At 38.8% G+C, this 21,059-nt stretch carries 17 protein-coding genes and 1 other annotated feature; of the genes, 16 read left to right on the top strand and 1 reads right to left on the bottom strand.

Annotated features, from left to right (window positions below):
• Positions 1 to 54: 54 nt before the first annotated feature.
• The 16 genes from rpmG (at position 55) to NSU17_RS07235 (ending at position 20,113) form a co-directional block, all read left to right on the top strand.
• Complete coding sequence (rpmG, locus tag NSU17_RS07310) at positions 55 to 198, top strand: 50S ribosomal protein L33 (protein WP_340704686.1); 144 nt, start codon at positions 55 to 57, stop codon at positions 196 to 198.
• Between the two features lie 44 nt (positions 199 to 242).
• Positions 243 to 428, top strand: a complete 186-nt coding sequence (gene secE, locus NSU17_RS07305; RefSeq protein WP_016838539.1) for a preprotein translocase subunit SecE — start codon at positions 243 to 245, stop codon at positions 426 to 428.
• A 149-nt stretch (positions 429 to 577) separates the two neighbouring features.
• Entirely contained in the window at positions 578 to 1,114 is a 537-nt protein-coding gene (gene nusG, locus NSU17_RS07300; protein ID WP_016838540.1) for a transcription termination/antitermination protein NusG, read from the top strand.
• A 251-nt stretch (positions 1,115 to 1,365) separates the two neighbouring features.
• A complete protein-coding gene (rplK, locus tag NSU17_RS07295; RefSeq protein WP_016838541.1) occupies positions 1,366 to 1,791 on the top strand; it encodes a 50S ribosomal protein L11 in 426 nt (141 codons plus the stop codon).
• A 109-nt stretch (positions 1,792 to 1,900) separates the two neighbouring features.
• Positions 1,901 to 2,599: a 50S ribosomal protein L1 gene (rplA, locus tag NSU17_RS07290; RefSeq protein WP_016838542.1), complete on the top strand. Its 699-nt coding sequence runs from the start codon at positions 1,901 to 1,903 to the stop codon at positions 2,597 to 2,599.
• A gap of 67 nt (positions 2,600 to 2,666) precedes the next feature.
• Positions 2,667 to 2,810: a sequence feature (ribosomal protein L10 leader region), on the top strand.
• A 32-nt stretch (positions 2,811 to 2,842) separates the two neighbouring features.
• Positions 2,843 to 3,343 carry a 50S ribosomal protein L10 gene (gene rplJ / locus NSU17_RS07285; protein WP_096550056.1) on the top strand — a complete coding sequence of 167 codons (501 nt, stop codon included), beginning with the start codon at positions 2,843 to 2,845 and terminating at the stop codon, positions 3,341 to 3,343.
• Between the two features lie 73 nt (positions 3,344 to 3,416).
• On the top strand, positions 3,417 to 3,782 hold the full coding sequence (gene rplL / locus NSU17_RS07280; RefSeq protein ID WP_096550057.1) for a 50S ribosomal protein L7/L12: 366 nt from the start codon (positions 3,417 to 3,419) through the stop codon (positions 3,780 to 3,782).
• A gap of 88 nt (positions 3,783 to 3,870) precedes the next feature.
• Positions 3,871 to 4,470 (top strand): class I SAM-dependent methyltransferase, encoded by a 600-nt coding sequence (locus NSU17_RS07275; protein WP_096550058.1) that lies wholly within the window; start codon positions 3,871 to 3,873, stop codon positions 4,468 to 4,470.
• Between the two features lie 244 nt (positions 4,471 to 4,714).
• Positions 4,715 to 8,275 carry a DNA-directed RNA polymerase subunit beta gene (rpoB, locus tag NSU17_RS07270; RefSeq protein WP_340432617.1) on the top strand — a complete coding sequence of 1,187 codons (3,561 nt, stop codon included), beginning with the start codon at positions 4,715 to 4,717 and terminating at the stop codon, positions 8,273 to 8,275.
• Between the two features lie 112 nt (positions 8,276 to 8,387).
• A complete protein-coding gene (rpoC, locus tag NSU17_RS07265; RefSeq protein ID WP_096550060.1) occupies positions 8,388 to 12,077 on the top strand; it encodes a DNA-directed RNA polymerase subunit beta' in 3,690 nt (1,229 codons plus the stop codon).
• A 256-nt stretch (positions 12,078 to 12,333) separates the two neighbouring features.
• Positions 12,334 to 12,585: a 50S ribosomal protein L7ae-like protein gene (locus NSU17_RS07260; RefSeq protein WP_016838548.1), complete on the top strand. Its 252-nt coding sequence runs from the start codon at positions 12,334 to 12,336 to the stop codon at positions 12,583 to 12,585.
• A 98-nt stretch (positions 12,586 to 12,683) separates the two neighbouring features.
• Positions 12,684 to 13,103 (top strand): 30S ribosomal protein S12, encoded by a 420-nt coding sequence (rpsL, locus tag NSU17_RS07255; protein WP_016838549.1) that lies wholly within the window; start codon positions 12,684 to 12,686, stop codon positions 13,101 to 13,103.
• A 37-nt stretch (positions 13,104 to 13,140) separates the two neighbouring features.
• Complete coding sequence (rpsG, locus tag NSU17_RS07250) at positions 13,141 to 13,611, top strand: 30S ribosomal protein S7 (RefSeq protein ID WP_016838550.1); 471 nt, start codon at positions 13,141 to 13,143, stop codon at positions 13,609 to 13,611.
• Positions 13,612 to 13,700: 89 nt separating this feature from the next.
• Positions 13,701 to 15,779, top strand: coding sequence for an elongation factor G (fusA, locus tag NSU17_RS07245; protein ID WP_016838551.1), 2,079 nt, complete (start codon positions 13,701 to 13,703; stop codon positions 15,777 to 15,779).
• Between the two features lie 123 nt (positions 15,780 to 15,902).
• Positions 15,903 to 17,090: an elongation factor Tu gene (gene tuf, locus NSU17_RS07240; RefSeq protein ID WP_340704685.1), complete on the top strand. Its 1,188-nt coding sequence runs from the start codon at positions 15,903 to 15,905 to the stop codon at positions 17,088 to 17,090.
• 839 nt (positions 17,091 to 17,929) lie between these two features.
• The gene (locus NSU17_RS07235; protein WP_340704684.1) at positions 17,930 to 20,113 is read left to right on the top strand and encodes a malate synthase G; all 2,184 of its coding nucleotides are present in this window, start codon (positions 17,930 to 17,932) and stop codon (positions 20,111 to 20,113) included.
• 54 nt (positions 20,114 to 20,167) lie between these two features.
• Here the strand turns inward: NSU17_RS07235 and NSU17_RS07230 are convergent, their stop codons facing one another.
• Complete coding sequence (locus tag NSU17_RS07230; RefSeq protein ID WP_340704683.1) at positions 20,168 to 21,055, bottom strand: LysR family transcriptional regulator; 888 nt, start codon at positions 21,053 to 21,055, stop codon at positions 20,168 to 20,170.
• Positions 21,056 to 21,059 lie beyond the last annotated feature (4 nt).

Genomic DNA, 21,059 nt, shown 5'->3' with positions numbered 1-21,059 from the left:
GTTTTTTTGGTGTTAGTCTTTAAAAGATAAAATGCCAGAATAGAGGTTTTTTCAGTGGCAAAGAAAATTGTATTAAGCTGTGAAGAGTGTGGTTCTAGAAATTACACTTATCCTGAACAAGATAGCTCAACTAGATTACAATTGAAAAAGTATTGTCAGCGCTGCAATCGACACACATTACACAAACAAACGCGCTAGTTGAAATAGAGAAGACAGATGATTTATTCGGAGGTTAAGCTAGAATGGGCAAAATAAAACAATTTCTGCAAGAAGTTATGTCCGAAATGAGAAAGACAAGCTGGCCAAAAAGCAAAGAGCTTACAAAATATACGATTGTTGTAATCACAACAGTCATTTTTGTAGCAATCTTTTTTGTGCTTGTAGATTTATTGATTTCGGGAGCATTCCGTTGGTATTTAAAAATATAATTATAGCCCCATACTAAATATCTTTCGAAAAATAGCCCGTCTAACATTTCGCGGGTTTTTTTCATTTATGTTGTAAATTATAATATTAAATACAGATTCAACGGGTTGTAATTGTAAAGGAGGGAAGGACGAATAGTCCAATATACATTATGGAAAAACAATGGTATGTAGTTCATACTTATTCAGGTTATGAAAATCGTGTAAAAGCAAATCTCGAAAAACGAGTAGAAACAATGGGGATGCAAGATCTCATTTTCCGTGTAATCATCCCTGAACATGAAGAAACTGATTTAAAAGATGGAAAAAAACGTACGGTGATGCGAAAAGTTTTCCCGGGTTACGTATTAGTTGAAATGATTTTAACTGATGATTCTTGGTACGTTGTTCGCAATACCCCAGGAGTGACAGGATTTATTGGCTCATCAGGCGGAGGAGCAAAACCGACACCTTTACTGCCTGAAGAAGTAGATCGTCTGCTTCGTTCAATGGGATTACACAAAAAAGCAATTGGCGAGTTAGATATTGCTGTTGGCGATCTAGTTGAAGTGTTAGATGGACCATTTGCTCATTTCCAAGGAAATGTAGAGGAAATCGATGTGGATAAAGGAAAAGTAAAAGTTTCAGTTGACATGTTCGGTCGGGAAACGAAAATGGAATTAGATTTCGAACAAGTACAACGGGTATAAACCTTTGAAAAAGAGTAAAAAATTTCAATGGTTTGCACATTTTAACCAATTTGGTTAACAAATAATTTATATCTTTATAATATTTTTACTTGCTTAAGAATATGAAAAATGATATCATTTCATAGGTCAGACTAGTTTTTTTAGTCTGAGATATGAGTTAATGATATTTTATCGGCATGGCTGATAAATGTATATTTGAGTGGGAGGGGCAACCCAATATACCACATCACGGACTTAAGGAGGTGTGTCTCGTGGCTAAAAAAGTTATTAAAATCGTTAAACTTCAAATCCCTGCTGGTAAAGCGAATCCAGCGCCACCAGTTGGTCCTGCATTAGGTCAAGCAGGTGTAAACATCATGGGATTCTGTAAAGAATTTAACGCTCGTACTGCTGATCAAGCAGGTTTAATTATACCTGTTGAAATTACAGTATTCGAAGACCGTTCTTTCACTTTTATTACAAAAACTCCACCTGCAGCTGTATTGCTTAAAAAAGCAGCAGGTATTGAATCAGGTTCTGGTGAGCCAAACCGTAAAAAAGTTGCAACGGTTAAACGTGATAAAGTTCGCGAAATCGCAGAACTAAAAATGCCTGATTTAAATGCTGCATCTGTTGAAGCGGCTATGGCAATGGTTGAAGGTACAGCACGAAGCATGGGTATTGAAATCGTTGACTAATCCATTGTAATTCGTGTTAGTTTTTGTAGGTTGCGCAAGTTCTGTTGAACACGCAACCTTTATTCGTGGGAGGTAAATTTCCGCTAAAACCACAAAGGAGGAAAAAGTAATGGTAAAACGCAGTAAAAGAATGCAAGAACTTGCAAAATTAATTGATAAAACTAAATTATATCCAGTAGAAGAAGCTGTTGCATTAGCTCAAAAAACAAGCAATGTTAAATTTGATGCAACAGTAGAAGTAGCTTTCCGTTTAAATATTGATACTCGTAAAAATGACCAACAAATCCGTGGAGCAGTTGTGCTTCCAAACGGAACAGGTAAAACTCAACGTGTATTAGTATTTGCAAAAGGTGAAAAATTAAAAGAAGCTGAAGCTGCTGGAGCAGACTATGTAGGCGATGTAGACTACATCAACAAAATCCAACAAGGTTGGTTTGAGTTTGATGTAATCGTAGCTACACCTGATATGATGGGTGAGGTTGGTAAATTAGGTCGTATTTTAGGTCCAAAAGGATTAATGCCAAACCCTAAAACAGGAACAGTTACTTTCGATGTTGCGAAAGCAATCCAAGAAATCAAAGCAGGTAAAGTAGAATACCGCGCTGATAAAGCTGGTATCGTTCACGCTCCTATCGGTAAAGTATCTTTCGAAACAGAAAAATTAGTAGAAAACTTCTTAGCTGTATTCGAAGCAATTCAAAAAGCAAAACCTGCTGCAGCTAAAGGTACTTACATGAAATCTGTAAACATCACTACTACAATGGGGCCATCAATTAAAATTGACGCTTCTAGCGTAGTGATTAAATAATAAATAAAGATAGAATAAAACTATTGACATTCATCCTATTCGTTAGTATTATGGATGATGTTCTGAATATAGTAATCCATTTGTACCGTAGACAGTAGGGGTGCTCTTTGCACTTAAACTTCCCTACCGAGGACATAAAATCGGATTCTTTTTTAAGATGATGACTTTTTATGCCTTCGTGTGTCTACACGAAGGCTTTTGTTTTATCGGTATGAATGACCCATTCTAATAGGAGGTGTCAAAATGTCTAAGGCAATTGAAGCAAAAAAAGTACAAGTACAAGAGATTGCAGACAAATTTAAAAATTCTGCTTCTGTAGTGCTTGTTGATTACCGCGGTTTAAACGTAGCTCAAGTTACTGAATTGCGTAAACAACTTCGTGAAGCTGGCGTAGAATTTAAAGTTTATAAAAACACTTTAACTCGCCGTGCTGTTGAAGAAGTTGGACTAGAAGGACTTAATGAATATTTAACAGGTCCAAATGCGATCGCTTTCTCTACAGAAGATGTTGTAGCACCAGCTAAAATCATTAACAACTTCGCAAAAGAAAACGATGCATTAGAAATTAAAGCGGGTGTTATTGAAGGAAACGTTGCTACAGTTGAAGAGGTTAAAGCTCTTGCTGACCTTCCATCTCGCGAAGGTTTACTTTCAATGTTACTATCTGTACTTCAAGCTCCAATCCGCAACTTCGCTCTTGCAACAAAAGCTGTTGCAGAACAAAAAGAAGAACAAGGTGCGTAATTTATCGCTTAAACCAATATTTCGAATACAGGCAAATAGCCTAACAAAAATACCTATATAGGAGGAATATGGAATGACTAAAGAACAAATTATTGAAGCTATTAAAGAAATGACAGTTCTTGAATTAAACGATTTAGTAAAAGCTATCGAAGAAGAATTCGGCGTAACTGCTGCTGCTCCAGTTGCAGTTGTAGGTGGCGCTGCTGCAGGTGCTGCTGCAGAAGAAAAATCTGAATTCGATGTAGTATTAGCTAACGCTGGAGATCAAAAAATCAAAGTTATCAAAGTTGTACGCGAACTTACAGGCCTTGGCTTAAAAGAAGCAAAAGAATTAGTTGACAACACTCCAAAACCACTTAAAGAAGGCGTTTCTAAAGAAGAAGCTGAAGAAATCAAAGCTAAACTTGAAGAAGTTGGCGCTTCTGTAGAACTTAAGTAATAATTGCTTGAGTATCGTTTATACCAAAAAATAAAAAGCTCGTCCTATTTGGCGAGCTTTTCTTCATTTATTTAGGGAGGCCACTCAAATGACTGAACATTATTATTCACGAAAGCCTCAAACGGAAAGTAAACCTCAACAATGGCAGTTTACTTTATTAGGACACTCATTTTTATTTGAAACAGATACAGGAGTGTTTAGTAAAAGCGAAGTAGATTTTGGATCCCGTTTGTTAATTGATACATTTAACATGCCCGATGTAGAAGGAATTGTTTTAGACGTTGGTTGTGGCTACGGTCCAATCGGGTTAGCGATAGCAAAACAATATCCAGAGCGAACAGTATATATGATGGATATTAATGAGCGAGCACTTCAATTAGCTAGAAAGAATGCAGAATTGAACGGAATCCAAAATGTGCGTATTTATGAAAGTGACGGTGTATATGTGGATGAGCAAGTCCAAGTTGCTGCTGTGTTAACGAACCCGCCAATTCGAGCTGGGAAAGAGACGGTTTTTAAAATCTATGACGGGGCTTATCAGCATTTGTGTACAAGTGGAGAACTTTGGGTTGTGATTCAGAAGAAACAAGGAGCACCATCTACGTTAAAGTATTTGGAAGAAAAGTTTCGGTCAGTGGAAATTGTCGAGAAGAAAAAGGGATATTGGATTATCAAAGCTGAAAAATAAAACGAATTCCCATTAAATATTGACTTGACAAATCGGCTATGATAACATAATAAAATGCAAAAATATTATTTTTTGGGAGTATGCCCTTTTGTATGCAATAATTTTTATGTGGGTATACTTGCCATGAATAAGTTAAGTTTAACCGAAAATGAGGTTTTGAAAAAGTCTCGTTTTCTTTTTGTCTTTGGAAAATCATACACTATTTATTTGATTTTGCAAAGACCTATTATCGCTTTATTGAGGGGTGAATAAGTTGACAGGTCAACTAGTTCAGTACGGACGACACCGCCAGCGTAGAAGCTTTGCGCGTATTAAAGAGGTGCTGGAGCTTCCGAATTTAATAGAGATTCAAACAGCCTCTTACGACTGGTTCCTTAAAGAAGGATTGCTTGAAATGTTTAAAGAAATTTCCCCTATTGAGGATTTCACAGGCAATCTTTCGCTAGAATTCATCGACTATTCTTTAGGAGAACCAAAATATGATGTCGATGAATGTAAGGAGCGCGATGTAACTTATGCAGCACCATTGCGCGTAAAGGTACGTCTTCATAACAAAGAAACAGATGAAGTTAAAGAACAAGATGTCTTTATGGGGGATTTCCCATTAATGACAGAAACAGGCACTTTTATTATTAACGGTGCCGAGCGTGTAATTGTATCCCAATTGGTACGTTCACCAAGCGTATATTATCACGATAAAACGGACAAAAACGGCAAAAAAGGCTTCGGTGCAACAGTCATTCCAAACCGTGGGGCATGGCTGGAGTTTGAAACGGATGCAAAAGATATTATCTATGTTCGCATCGATCGCACACGTAAATTGCCTGCAACAGTGCTACTAAGAGCGTTAGGCTTTGGTTCAGACCAAGAAATTATCGATATTATCGGTGATAATGAGTATTTGAGAAATACGCTTGAGAAAGATAATACAGATAGCACTGAAAAGGCGCTATTAGAAATCTATGAACGCCTTCGTCCAGGTGAACCACCAACAGTTGAAAGTGCAAAAAGCTTGCTATATTCCCGCTTCTTCGATGCTAAACGCTATGATTTAGCAGCCGTTGGGCGTTATAAAATGAATAAAAAGCTTCACATAAAAAATCGTCTATTTAATCAAAAAATCGCAGAAACGTTAGTAGATCCTGAAACAGGAGAAATTATTGTTGAAAAAGATACAATTCTTGACCGACGTACGTTAGATAAAATTATTCCTTATTTAGAGAAGGGTGTTGGATTCCGTACATTATCTCAAGTAGGTGGTGTATTGGATGAAGATATTACAATCCAATCCATTAAAATATATGCTCCTAATGACGAAGATGGAAAAATCATCAATGTCATTTCCAATGCTTACGTTGATGAAGAGGTAAAACATTTGACTCCTGCGGATATTATCGCGTCATTATCCTACTTCTTCAACTTACTTTATGGTGTAGGAAATGTTGATGACATCGACCATTTAGGAAATCGTCGTTTACGCTCTGTTGGTGAGTTGTTGCAGAACCAATTCCGTATTGGACTATCGCGTATGGAACGAGTTGTGCGTGAGCGCATGTCAATTAATGACACAGCGTCAATCGTACCACAACAATTGATTAATATTCGTCCAGTAATTGCATCAATAAAAGAGTTCTTTGGTAGCTCTCAATTATCGCAATTCATGGACCAAACAAATCCGCTAGCAGAATTGACGCATAAACGCCGCCTTTCCGCTTTAGGACCTGGTGGTTTAACGAGAGAACGTGCTGGTATGGAAGTGCGGGATGTTCACTACTCGCACTATGGCCGCATGTGTCCTATTGAAACACCAGAGGGTCCAAACATCGGTCTAATTAACTCATTATCAACTTATGCGAAAGTGAATAAGTTTGGTTTTATTGAAACACCTTATCGTCGTGTTGATCCTGAAACAGGCCGAGTGACAGACCAAATTGACTACTTAACAGCCGATGAGGAAGACAACTACATCGTAGCTCAGGCAAACTCACCGTTAAATCCAGACGGAACTTTTGCCAACGAGGAAGTTTTAGGTCGATTCCGTGGAGACAACACAGTATTCAAAAGAGAATTAGTTGACTACATGGACGTATCACCTAAACAAGTAGTATCTGCTGCGACAGCATGTATCCCATTCTTAGAAAACGACGACTCTAACCGTGCATTAATGGGTGCAAACATGCAGCGTCAAGCAGTACCATTAATTCAACCAGAGGCTCCGTATGTAGGGACAGGAATGGAATACGTAAACGCTCGTGACTCTGGTGCTGCTGTAGTTAATAAGTATGAAGGAATCGTTGAACATGTTGAATCGCGTGAAATCCACGTTCGTCGTATCGAAATTAGAGATGGAAAAGAAGTAAAGGGCGAACTGGATAAATATAAGCTTCAAAAATTCCAGCGTTCCAACCATGGAACTTGTATTAATCAACGCCCAATCGTTAAAGTTGGGGATCGCGTAAAACCAAAAGATATTCTTGCAGATGGACCTTCCATGGATAAAGGAGAACTTGCTCTAGGTCGCAACGTTCTTGTTGCTTTCATGACTTGGGAAGGTTTCAACTACGAAGACGCGATTATTATGAACGAACGTCTTGTAAAAGATGATGTTTATACATCCATTCATATTGAAGAATATGAATCTGAATCTCGAGATACTAAACTAGGCCCAGAAGAAATTACTCGCGAAATACCAAATGTCGGTGAAGATGCGCTACGTAATCTTGATGATCGCGGTATCGTTCGAATTGGTGCTGAAGTACGTGACGGTGATATTTTAGTAGGTAAAGTAACACCAAAAGGAGTTACGGAATTAACAGCTGAAGAACGCTTACTTCATGCCATTTTCGGTGAAAAGGCTCGTGAAGTTCGAGATACATCATTACGTGTACCACATGGAGCAGGTGGTATCGTCCTCGATGTTAAAGTGTTTAATCGAGAAGACGGTGATGAATTACCACCTGGAGTAAACCAATTAGTGCGTGTTTATATTGTTCAAAAACGTAAAATTCGCGTCGGTGACAAAATGGCCGGTCGTCACGGTAACAAAGGGGTAATTTCCCGCATATTACCTGAAGAAGATATGCCATTCTTGCCAGACGGAACTCCAGTTGACATCATGTTAAATCCATTGGGCGTACCGTCTCGTATGAACATCGGACAAGTGTTGGAACTTCACTTAGGTATGGCTGCACACTTATTAGGCGAATACATGGCGACACCTGTATTCGATGGTGCGAACGAAGAAGATGTTTGGAATACGATGGAAGAAGCCGGAATGAATAGAGACGGTAAAACGATTCTTTATGATGGGCGTACAGGAGAACCGTTTGATAACCGAGTATCAGTTGGTATCATGTATATGATCAAATTGGCGCACATGGTTGACGATAAACTTCATGCCCGTTCAACAGGTCCATATTCACTTGTAACGCAACAACCATTAGGTGGTAAAGCGCAATTTGGTGGCCAACGTTTCGGTGAGATGGAGGTTTGGGCACTTGAAGCGTATGGTGCAGCATATACACTACAAGAACTATTGACAATCAAATCAGACGACGTTGTAGGACGTGTGAAAACATATGAAGCGATTGTAAAAGGTGAAAGTGTTCCAGAACCAGGCGTGCCAGAAAGCTTCAAAGTATTAATTAAAGAGCTTCAATCACTGGGATTAGATGTGAAAATGCTTACTGTAGACGAAGAAGAGATTGAACTGAGAGATATGGATGATGATGATGATCTACAACCAGCTGATGCCCTAAACATCTTGCCAACTAAAGAAGAAAAACCTGTTGAAACTCAAAATTAATCTACATGTGGGCAGGTAGACGCCTGCCCGATTCTTCATTAAAACTCTCTGATTCAGAAATCTTAATTAATGGAATGTCAAAAGGACTTATAACTAAAGGGAGGTAGGCTCCTTGGTTGACGTAAATGAATTCGAATTTATGAAAATTGGTTTGGCTTCACCGGATAAAATTCGTTCTTGGTCCTATGGGGAAGTAAAAAAACCTGAGACAATTAACTATCGTACATTAAAACCTGAGAAAGATGGTCTTTTCTGCGAACGCATATTTGGTCCGACGAAAGACTGGGAATGTCACTGTGGAAAATACAAACGCGTTCGATATAAAGGTGTAGTATGTGACCGATGTGGTGTAGAAGTAACGCGAGCAAAAGTTCGACGTGAACGTATGGGACACATCGAACTTGCGGCGCCAGTTTCACACATTTGGTACTTTAAAGGAATTCCAAGCCGTATGGGGCTCATTCTTGATATGTCTCCAAGGGCATTGGAAGAAGTAATTTATTTTGCTTCTTATGTAGTAATCGATCCTGGCGTTACAAACTTAGAGAAGAAACAACTTTTATCTGAAAAAGAATATCGTACTTGCCGTGAAAAGTTTGGTAATAGCTTTGAAGCAGGAATGGGTGCAGAAGCTATCAAAAAACTTCTAGAGCAAATTGACCTAGAGGAAGAAGCAAATAAATTAAAAGAAGAATTAAAAACAGCTCAAGGTCAACGTCGCACCCGAGCAATTAAACGCCTTGAAGTCATTGAATCATTCCGCAGTTCTGGAAATAGACCAGAGTGGATGGTATTAGAGGTGCTTCCGGTTATCCCACCAGAGCTTCGACCAATGGTACAGCTGGATGGTGGCCGATTCGCAACATCTGACTTAAACGATTTATATCGTCGTGTTATTAACCGTAACAATCGTTTAAAACGCCTTTTAGATTTAGGGGCTCCTAGCATTATTGTTCAAAACGAAAAACGCATGTTGCAAGAAGCGGTAGATGCATTGATCGATAATGGACGTAGAGGTCGTCCTGTAACGGGACCGGGTAATCGACCATTAAAATCCTTGTCACACATGTTAAAAGGTAAACAAGGACGTTTCCGTCAAAACTTGCTTGGTAAACGTGTAGACTATTCTGGTCGTTCCGTTATCGTCGTTGGTCCAACGTTAAAAATGTATCAATGTGGTCTACCTAAAGAAATGGCGATTGAATTATTTAAGCCTTTTGTAATGAAAGAGTTAGTTGAAAGAGGCTTGGCTCACAACATTAAGAGCGCAAAACGCAAAATTGAACGTATGCACAACGAAGTATGGGATGTGCTTGAAGACGTAATTAAAGAACATCCAGTGTTACTTAACCGTGCCCCAACGCTACACAGATTGGGGATTCAAGCGTTCGAACCAACTTTAGTTGAAGGTCGTGCAATACGACTACACCCGCTTGTATGTACAGCTTATAACGCAGACTTCGACGGTGACCAAATGGCGGTTCACGTGCCGTTATCAGCAGAAGCTCAAGCAGAAGCTCGTTTACTGATGCTTGCTGCACAAAACATCCTAAATCCAAAAGACGGTAAGCCGGTTGTAACACCTTCCCAAGACATGGTATTAGGAAACTACTATTTAACTCTTGAGCGCAAAGGTGCTCGTGGAGAAGGTTCAGTATTCTCTAGTCCAGATGAAGTGTTAATTGCTTACCAAAACGGTAATGTGCACCTGCATAGCCGAATTGCCGTAAAAGCAAGCTCTTTAAACAATAAAACATTTACGGAAGAGCAAAATAAAAAAATCTTGATTACAACAGTAGGTAAAATTATCTTTAATGAAATTTTGCCAGAGTCTTTCCCATACATTAACGAACCAACATCTTACAACTTGGAAGTAGCTACACCAGATAAATACTTTGTCAGCTTAACAATCGATGATGAGCTACTAAAAGAACTAGAAGCTTCAGAAGAATATAATCAACTATCTGAACAAGAAAAAATCGAATATCAGCGTAAAGCGGTATTGAAAAAATACATTGAGGATCAAGAGTTGATTCCTCCATTCCGTAAAAAATTCTTAGGAAGCATTATTGCGGAAGTATTCAAGCGATTCCATATTACAGAGACATCCAAAATGCTAGACCGCATGAAAGATTTAGGATTTAAATATTCAACGCGTGCGGGTATTACAGTAAGTATTTCAGATATCGTTGTATTACCTGAAAAAGGTGAAATTTTAGATAAAGCTCAGAAAAAAGTTGATAAAGTAATGCAACAATTCCGTCGCGGTTTAATTACAGAAGAAGAACGTTATGACCGCGTAATTTCAAGCTGGTCTGAAGCAAAAGATGAAATCCAAGCAAAACTAATGAACTCTTTACCAAGATTGAATCCGATCTTCATGATGAGTGACTCCGGTGCCCGTGGTAACGCATCGAACTTCACTCAGCTTGCAGGTATGCGTGGACTCATGGCCAACCCAGCTGGTCGTATTATCGAACTTCCAATTAAATCTTCATTCCGTGAAGGTTTAAGCGTATTGGAATACTTCATTTCAACACACGGTGCCCGTAAAGGTCTTGCGGATACTGCGCTAAAAACTGCGGACTCTGGTTATTTAACTCGCCGTCTTGTTGACGTTGCACAAGACGTGATTATTCGTGAAGAAGATTGCGGTACAGACCGTGGATTAACTATTGGTGCGTTAATGGATGGTACTGAAGTAATTGAAACGCTTGAAGAACGTATTGTTGGACGCTATGCTAAGAAAACAATTCGTCATCCTGAAACTGGCGAAATAATCTTAGAGCGCGACAATTTAATTACGCAAGATATTGCTCGAAAAATTATTGATGCTGGTATTGAAAAAGTATCAATCCGTTCAGCATTCACATGTAATACAAAACATGGTGTATGTAAAAAATGTTATGGTATCAACTTAGCAACTGGTGAAGAGGTTGAAGTGGGAGAAGCGGTTGGAATTATCGCTGCTCAATCAATCGGTGAACCAGGTACACAGTTAACGATGCGTACATTCCACACTGGTGGGGTTGCTGGTAACGACATTACGCAAGGTCTTCCACGTATTCAGGAGATCTTCGAGGCGCGTAATCCAAAAGGTCAGGCTCTTATTTCAGAAATTAAAGGTGTCGTTACTGAAGTTGAAGAAAGTCGAGACGGCTTAAGAGAAATTACTGTTGTTGGTGAAATTGAAACTCGTAAATATCAAGCTCCTTACAATGCACGATTGAAAGTTGCTGTAGGTGACGAAGTAGAACAAGGTCAAATTCTAACTGACGGTTCAATTGATCCAAAACAATTATTAAAAGTCAAAGACGTAGCAACGGTACAAGAATATTTATTAAAAGAAGTTCAAAAAGTATACCGTATGCAAGGGGTAGAAATCGGGGACAAACACATCGAAGTAATGGTACGTCAAATGCTTCGAAAAGTTCGTGTAATTGAAGCTGGAGATACAGACTTACTTCCTGGAACACTCCTCGATGTTCACCAATTCACAGAAGCAAATAAAGAAGCGATTATGAATGGTAAAGTACCTGCAACATGTCGTCCAGTTATCCTTGGAATTACGAAAGCTTCGCTTGAAACGGAATCCTTCTTATCTGCTGCATCATTCCAAGAAACAACTCGTGTATTAACAGATGCTGCAATTAAAGGTAAGCGAGATCCGCTACTCGGATTGAAGGAGAACGTAATTCTAGGAAAACTTGTTCCAGCAGGTACAGGTATGCAAAGATATCGTCAAATCAAGATCAAAGAAGAGCCTGTTAGCGCTCTAGAAGAATTAACATCAGCCGAATAATTCGGAAAACATTTCAGTGAAAATACAAGAGCTTGAGTCTCCGAAGTTGTAAACAAACATTATGCGATAGGGAGGCTCAAGCCATTTTCACTGGATGAATAATGGAATAAATTCATTAAATCGTTTACTTGCTCTGTTTCTATACTTATCAAAAAAATTTTTTAACTCAATTACAAAAAAAATTGACAGATTGAAATGATAATGATAATATACTTAGGGTTGATAGTAACTGTCTGTACTTCGGAGGATATTGTCAATGTCTTATGAAAAAGTTAAACAGGCAAGTAAAACAATCATTGGTACAAAGCAAGCAGTAAAAGCAATAAAAGCTGGCCGAGTAAAAGAGCTCATTGTAGCACAAGATGCAGAAGAGAGAATAACAGAACCGGTTATTGCCCTTGCAAAGGAAAATGGAATTCCGGTAGATCTTGTGGAATCAAGAAAAGAGCTTGGCAAAGCGTGCGGAATCCAAGTTGGAGCTGCAGTTGTTGCGATTGCTGCGGAGTAGTTTTTGTGGGAAAACACAAAAGCTTTGTTTTTACCCTAAAAATGAACCACCTGGATATGTGGTATTAAAAAACGATAACATGAAGGGAGGAAAAACCGATGCCTACAATTAACCAATTGGTACGTAAGCCTCGTAAATCTAAAATTACTAAATCAAAATCACCTGCGTTAAACAAAGGTTACAATAGCTTTAAAAAGTCTCTAACAAACGTTAATTCACCTCAAAAACGCGGAGTATGTACACGTGTTGGTACAATGACACCGAAAAAACCAAACTCAGCGTTACGTAAATATGCACGTGTTCGTTTAACAAACCAAATCGAGGTTACAGCTTACATTCCTGGTGAAGGTCACAACTTACAAGAACACAGCGTTGTATTAATTCGCGGTGGACGTGTAAAAGACTTACCAGGGGTACGTTACCACATCATTCGCGGTGCGCTTGACACTGCAGGTGTAAACGGCCGTATGCAATCACGCTCTTTATACGGTACGAAAAAACCAAAAGAGAAAAAATAATAAAAATTCGTAATACTCGTTGAAAGGAGGAAAACACATGCCTCGTAAAGGTCCTGTTTCCAAACGTGACGTGTTACCTGATCCGATTTACAATTCAAAATTAGTAACACGTTTAATTAATAAAATCATGATTGACGGTAAAAAAGGTACAGCGCAAAAAATTCTTTACAGTGCGTTCGATATTGTAAAAGAACGTTCAGGCAAAGATCCATTAGAAGTGTTTGAAGAAGCATTAAATAATGTAATGCCAGTTCTTGAGGTACGTGCTCGCCGTGTTGGTGGTTCTAACTATCAAGTACCGGTTGAAGTTCGTCCAGACCGTCGTATTACTCTAGGTCTTCGCTACCTAGTGAACTACGCTCGTCTTCGCGGTGAAAAAACAATGGAAGAGCGCTTAGCTAACGAAATCCTAGATGCAGCAAACAACACTGGTGCTGCAGTGAAAAAACGCGAAGATATGCATAAAATGGCAGAAGCAAACAAAGCCTTTGCACACTATCGTTGGTAATCTAAATTTTGTACTAGCTTTTTGCTAGTACAAAATTTAAATATAACACTTTTTTAGTCTAAACCCAATTTGGAAGGAGACAATTCCCTATGAAACGCGAATTCTCTCTAGAGAATACACGTAATATTGGGATCATGGCTCATATTGATGCTGGTAAAACAACAACAACTGAGCGTATCCTTTATTACACTGGTAAGATTCACAAAGTCGGTGAAACTCACGAAGGTGCCTCTCAAATGGACTGGATGGAGCAAGAGCAAGAACGTGGTATTACAATCACTTCTGCTGCTACAACGGCTCAGTGGAAAGGTCACCGCATTAACGTCATCGACACTCCGGGACACGTGGACTTCACTGTAGAGGTTGAACGTTCATTACGTGTACTTGACGGTGCAGTTACAGTACTAGATGCTCAATCTGGTGTTGAACCACAAACTGAAACTGTATGGCGCCAAGCTACAACATACGGAGTTCCTCGTATCGTATTTGTTAACAAAATGGACAAAACTGGTGCCGACTTCTTATACTCAGTAAATACTTTACATGATCGTCTTCAAGCGAATGCGCATCCAATTCAATTACCTATTGGTGCGGAAGATCAATTTAAAGGTATTATTGACTTGGTTGAAATGAATGCGACATTCTACGGTAACGACGAAGGTACAGATGTTACTGTAGGAGAAATTCCAGAAGAATACAAAGCACAAGCTGAAGAATACCGTGAAAAATTAATTGAAGCAGTAGCTGAACTTGATGAAGAATTAATGGAAAAATACTTCTCTGGTGAAGAAATTACAGTAGAAGAATTAAAAGCTGCAATCCGTAAAGCAACAATTGCGGTACAATTCTACCCTGTACTTTGCGGTACTGCGTTCAAACATAAAGGTGTTCGTAAAATGCTTGATGCAGTAATCGACTACTTACCTTCACCACTCGATATTCCTGCTATTAAGGGTATCGTGCCAAAAACTGAAGAAGAAACTGAGCGTCATGCAAGTGACGAAGAGCCATTCTCAGCATTGGCATTCAAAGTTATGACTGACCCATATGTAGGTAAGTTAACATTCTTCCGTGTGTATTCAGGTATTCTAGATTCTGGTTCATACGTTCTTAACTCTACAAAAGGTAAACGTGAACGTATTGGACGTCTTCTACAAATGCACGCAAATCACCGTGAAGAAATTTCAAAAGTATTCGCAGGGGATATTGCTGCAGCAGTAGGTTTAAAAGATACAGTAACTGGTGACACACTTTGTGATGAGAAAAACCCAGTTATCTTAGAATCAATGGAATTCCCAGAACCAGTTATTTCGGTTGCTATTGAACCAAAATCAAAAGCAGACCAAGATAAAATGAGTACAGCTCTTGGAAAACTTCAAGAGGAAGACCCAACATTCCGTGCTCATACTGACCAAGAAACAGGTCAAACAATCATCTCTGGTATGGGTGAGCTTCACCTTGATATCATTGTTGACCGTTTAAGACGTGAATTCAAAGTGGAAGCTAACGTAGGTGCTCCACAAGTTTCATATCGTGAAACATTCCGTACAACTGCTCAAGTTGAAGGTAAATTCGTTCGCCAATCTGGTGGTCGTGGTCAATACGGTCACGTTTGGATCGAATTCTCTCCAAATGAAGAAGGAGCAGGCTTTGAATTTGAAAACGCGATTGTCGGTGGGGTAGTACCTCGTGAATACATCCCAGCTGTAGAAGCAGGTTTAAAAGACGCTATGGAAAATGGTGTACTAGCTGGATACCCAGTGATTGACATCAAAGCGAAATTATTCGATGGTTCTTACCACGATGTTGACTCTAACGAAATGGCGTTCAAAATCGCTGCATCCATGGCACTTAAAAATGCTGCAGCAAAATGTAACCCTGTATTACTTGAACCAATAATGAAAGTTGAAGTTGTAATACCAGAAGAATATCTAGGCGATATCATGGGTCACGTAACTGCACGTCGCGGTCGTGTTGAAGGTATGGAAGCACGCGGTAACGCACAAGTGGTTCGTGCTATGGTTCCACTTGCTGAGATGTTCGGATATGCAACTACATTACGTTCTGCTACTCAAGGTCGCGGTGTATTCTCAATGGTATTTGACCACTATGAAGAAGTACCAAAATCAATTGCAGAAGAAATTATCAAAAAAAATAAAGGTGAATAATAATTGAAATCTCACCTTTAATCAAGTATAAATAATTTGTAAGCTATGATTGTTTGACAAGAAAGTAATTTCTTGTCAGCAGTTGTAAAAATAAAAAATACAAGTAATAGGAGGCTTTCTCTAATGGCTAAAGAAAAATTTGATCGTTCAAAACCACACGTTAACATTGGTACAATTGGTCACGTTGACCATGGTAAAACTACTTTAACTGCTGCTATCGCAACAGTTCTTGCGAAAAAAACTGGTGGTGAAGCTAAATCTTACGACCAAATCGACAACGCACCAGAAGAAAAAGAACGTGGTATCACAATCAACACTTCTCACGTTGAATATGAAACAGACAAACGCCACTATGCACACGTAGACTGCCCAGGACACGCTGACTACGTTAAAAACATGATCACTGGTGCTGCTCAAATGGACGGCGGTATCTTAGTAGTATCTGCAGCTGACGGTCCAATGCCACAAACTCGTGAGCACATCTTACTTTCTCGTCAAGTGGGTGTACCATACTTAGTAGTATTCTTAAACAAATGTGACATGGTTGACGACGAAGAATTATTAGAATTAGTAGAAATGGAAGTTCGTGACTTACTTTCAGAATATGACTTCCCAGGCGACGAAGTTCCTGTAATTAAAGGTTCTGCTCTTAAAGCTCTTGAAGGAGAGGCTGAGTGGGAAGCAAAAATCATTGAATTAATGGATGCAGTTGACGAATACATTCCAACTCCACAACGTGAAACTGATAAACCATTCATGATGCCAGTAGAGGACGTATTCTCTATCACTGGTCGTGGTACAGTTGCTACTGGTCGTGTAGAACGCGGTCAAGTTAAAGTTGGTGACGAAGTAGAAATCATCGGTTTAGCTGATGAGCCAACAAAAACAACTGTAACAGGTATCGAAATGTTCCGTAAATTACTTGACTATGCTGAAGCTGGTGACAACATCGGTGCTTTATTACGTGGTATTTCACGTGACGAAGTTCAACGCGGTCAAGTATTAGCAAAACCAGGCTCAATTACACCACACACAGCTTTCAAAGCACAAGTTTACGTATTATCTAAAGAAGAAGGTGGACGCCATACTCCATTCTTCTCTAACTATCGTCCACAATTCTACTTCCGTACTACAGACGTAACTGGTGTAATCACTTTACCAGAAGGTGTAGAAATGGTTATGCCTGGCGATAACATCGAAATGACTGTAGAATTAATCTCTCCTATCGCGATTGAAGAAGGTACTAAATTCTCTATCCGTGAGGGTGGACGTACTGTAGGAGCAGGTTCTGTATCTGAAATCATTAAATAATAAACGTAAATAGCTTACGATTGAACCATCTTGTAGTTTATCTACAAGATGGTTTTTTTAGTGCGCCTGGCATGGGTGTAATCTATAGGGTGTAAGTCCCGAACTGTGAAGGCAGAAGTAACAGTTAGCTTAACGCAAGGGTGTCCGTGGTGACGCGGAATCTGAAGGAAGCGAGCGGCAAACTTCCGGTCTGAGGAACACGAACTTCATATAAGGCTAGGTATCATTGGATGAGTTTGCTAAACAAAACAAAGTCCTTTCTGCCAAAGGTGGTACAGAGTAAATGAAGCAGATAGATGGAAGGAAAGATTACATTCTTACCCGGGGAGGTCTGGCGGATATGTGAAGTACGCTTCATAACCTACTTAGTGATAAGTAGCTGAACCGTCAGAAGTCAGCAGAGGTCATCGTATTAGTTGGTTTAGAACTACTAAGAAGGACCGAACAATTAAGAGAGAATAGCCCTTGGCATTCAGTGAGTCATGATGAACACAGAAAACGTAGTACCTCACTTGAGGAAGGAAGCGGTGAATCCCGTGGGAGACCTCTTGGAGGGTGGAGTGACCACTGGCATAAAGAGAACAGCTATTCACGGAAGTTATAAAGACTTGCGTCAATCATCTTAATTGAACCGCCGTATACGGAACCGTACGTACGGTGGTGTGAGAGGACGGGAGTTAATCGCTCCCTCCTACTCGATTTTTTTCTATAGCTAAAGTGAATATTGTTTATTCAAAATATGTATTTCATTTATATGCTCTTTCCCCCTTATAATATTATTAAGGAGATTTTGGAATCTTCAAAATCATTGTTCGAATTATTGAGGGGGATGCGGTATTATGGCAAATTACGTTACAGTGGGGAATTTACAAGTAGAAAAAGTGTTATACGATTTTGTAAATGAGCAAGTTTTGCCTGATGCAGAAGTAAATAAAGATGAATTTTGGGCAGGATTTGATACATTAATTCATGACTTAACGCCGGAAAATAAAGAACTTCTTGAAAAGCGAAGAGAATTAGAAGAGGCAATTCATAACTGGCATAAAGAAAATAAAGATCACTTTCATTTCGATCAATATAAAAAATTCCTTGAAGATATCGGCTACATTGAACCGAAAGTAGAAGACTACCATATTACAACTGAAAACGTTGACGAAGAAATTTCGTTTCAAGCTGGTCCTCAATTAGTTGTACCAGTAAACAATGGACGTTATGCCCTAAACGCTGCCAATGCTCGTTGGGGAAGCCTTTACGATGCATTATACGGTACTGATGCCATTAGCGAGGAAGATGGAGCGGAGAAAGGAAACAGCTACAATCCAGTTCGTGGACAGAAAGTAATTGAATATTCGAAGAAGTTTTTAGATCAAGCAGTTCCTTTAAAAGATGCAACTCATTTAGATGTTACAAAATATGCGATTGTAAACGGAAAGCTAGTTGCTACACTTTCAAATGGCAATGAAACAGGACTTGTGGATGAATCAAAAGCTGTGGGGTATAACGGGTCGCCAGAAGAACCTTCTGTAGTTTTATTAAAGAATAATGACCTGCACATTGAAATTGTAATCGATCGAAATCATCCTGTAGGAAAATCAGATCCGGCTGGTATTAAGGACATTATTTTAGAATCAGCTGTGACGACAATAATGGACTGTGAGGACTCTGTTGCTGCAGTTGATGCAGAAGATAAAGTAGAAGTATACAGCAACTGGTTAGGATTAATTAGAGGAGATTTATCAGCTACTTTTGATAAAGGTTCGAAAATAATGACTCGTACGTTAAATCCTGACCGCACGTATAAAGGGGTTAACGGCGAAGACATTACATTACCAGGTCGCTCATTAATGTTTGTCCGCAATGTAGGTCACTTAATGACAACAAACGCCATTTTAGATAAAAATGGAGAAGAAATCCCAGAAGGAATTATGGATGGTGTCATTACGAGCTTAATTGCTAAACTTGATATATTAGGTAAAACAAAATACAAAAATTCGAAAAAAGGCTCTATTTATATTGTAAAACCAAAAATGCACGGTTCAAAAGAAGTAGCATTTACAAACAAATTATTTGGTAGAATTGAAGATTTAATTGGACTTGAGCGTTACACATTAAAGGTTGGGGTAATGGATGAAGAACGTCGTACGTCTCTAAACTTAAAAAATTGCATTAAAGAAGTAAAAGAACGGATTGTCTTCATTAACACGGGATTCTTAGATAGAACAGGTGATGAAATTCATACATCAATGGAAGCAGGTCCAATGATTCGCAAAAATGAAATGAAATCTTCTGTTTGGTTAAATGCATATGAAAGATCAAATGTATTCGTAGGATTAAATTGCGGTTTACAAGGCCGTGCCCAAATTGGTAAAGGAATGTGGGCAATGCCTGACTTAATGGCTGCAATGCTAGAGCAAAAAATCGCTCATCCAAAAGCAGGAGCCAATACAGCTTGGGTACCATCACCAACAGCTGCAACGTTGCATGCCATCCACTATCATTTAGTAGATGTAAAAGAAGTTCAAAGAGGTATTACCGACTTTGAAGATTTACAAGATGATATTCTTCAAATTCCTGTAGAGAAAAATCCAAACTGGAGCCCAGAAGAAATTCAAGAAGAGTTGGACAACAACTGTCAAGGAATTTTAGGATACGTAATTCGCTGGGTAGAACAAGGAGTTGGATGTTCAAAAGTACCAGACATTAACGATATTGGATTAATGGAAGACCGTGCAACACTTCGTATTTCCAGCCAACATATCGCAAACTGGCTACACCATGGAATTGTGACAAAAGAACAAGTGTATGAAACGCTTAAACGTATGGCTGTAGTGGTGGATAAACAAAATGCTGATGATCCAAACTATCGCCCAATGGCTCCAAACTTCGAAGAGTCTGTTGGTTTCCAAGCAGCTTGCGACCTCATTTTCAAAGGATATGAGCAACCAAATGGTTATACTGAACCAATCCTTCATAAGCGACGCCTTGAAGCGAAACAAAAATATGGCGTTGTAAGTACAAACTAATTATAAAAAGACATCCCTTCCAAAATAGATAACCATTTTGGAAGGATGTCTTTTTTATTTCGATATAAACTGTTGAGTCAATCCTATAAATTCTCGTACGGCAAACGATAAATATTTATTCTTTTTCCAAGTCAATCCTAACTCTAGAAAAAGATTTTCATGTTTGAAAGGAATTGAAACAATTTTTTCATTTTGAAGTTTTTCACATATTTTTTTCGGAAGTAACGCAATCCCTACTTTAGCAGCCACCATCTCAACGATTAAATCTTTCTGTGATGATTCACAGGCTATTGTTGGGTAGAACCCGTTTTTTGAACATTCTTCTATAATGCGATCGTACAATGTAAAATCTTTGCGATATATAATAAAATCTTCTTTCTCTAACCGGGACATTTCAACGGATGGCAATGCAGCAAGGGGATGATCTCTATGAACAATTAACATTAACGGATCTTTTAATATACTAATAGATTCTAATTGATCATTTGGATCGCATAAATTACAAATTAGGCCTATATCCAATTCTCCTTCTTCTACCCCTCGCCGAATTTTTTTTGTCCCTACTTCCGTTAGTTTAATTTCAATATAAGGATATTTTTCTTTATATAAACTAATTAATTTTGAAAAAAACTCCACACCTACAATCGGTGGAATTCCAATACGAATTTCTCCTTTTTTCAACTCCATTAAATCCGTTAATTCTGAACGTAAATTTTTAAAGGCGGCTAATACATGTTGCGCATTTGCTAATACCGCCTTTCCTGCATCCGTCAACTCCAATTGTTTTGAAGAGCGGTAAAATAAAGGTACACCAAGCTCGGCTTCTAAATTTTGAATGGCTTTACTAATGGATGGTTGTGATACGTGTAAAGTGGAAGCAGCTTTCGTGAAACTCAAATGTTTGGCTACTTCTGTAAAATACTCGATTTGGCGGATGTCCACTACA

The sequence above is a fragment of the Ureibacillus sp. FSL K6-2830 genome (genome assembly GCF_038004145.1).
GTDB classification, from domain to species: Bacteria; Bacillota; Bacilli; order Bacillales_A; family Planococcaceae; genus Ureibacillus; species Ureibacillus thermosphaericus.
Note: the sequence above shows the minus strand (reverse complement) of the source record. Positions and strands in the feature narration are given on the sequence as shown.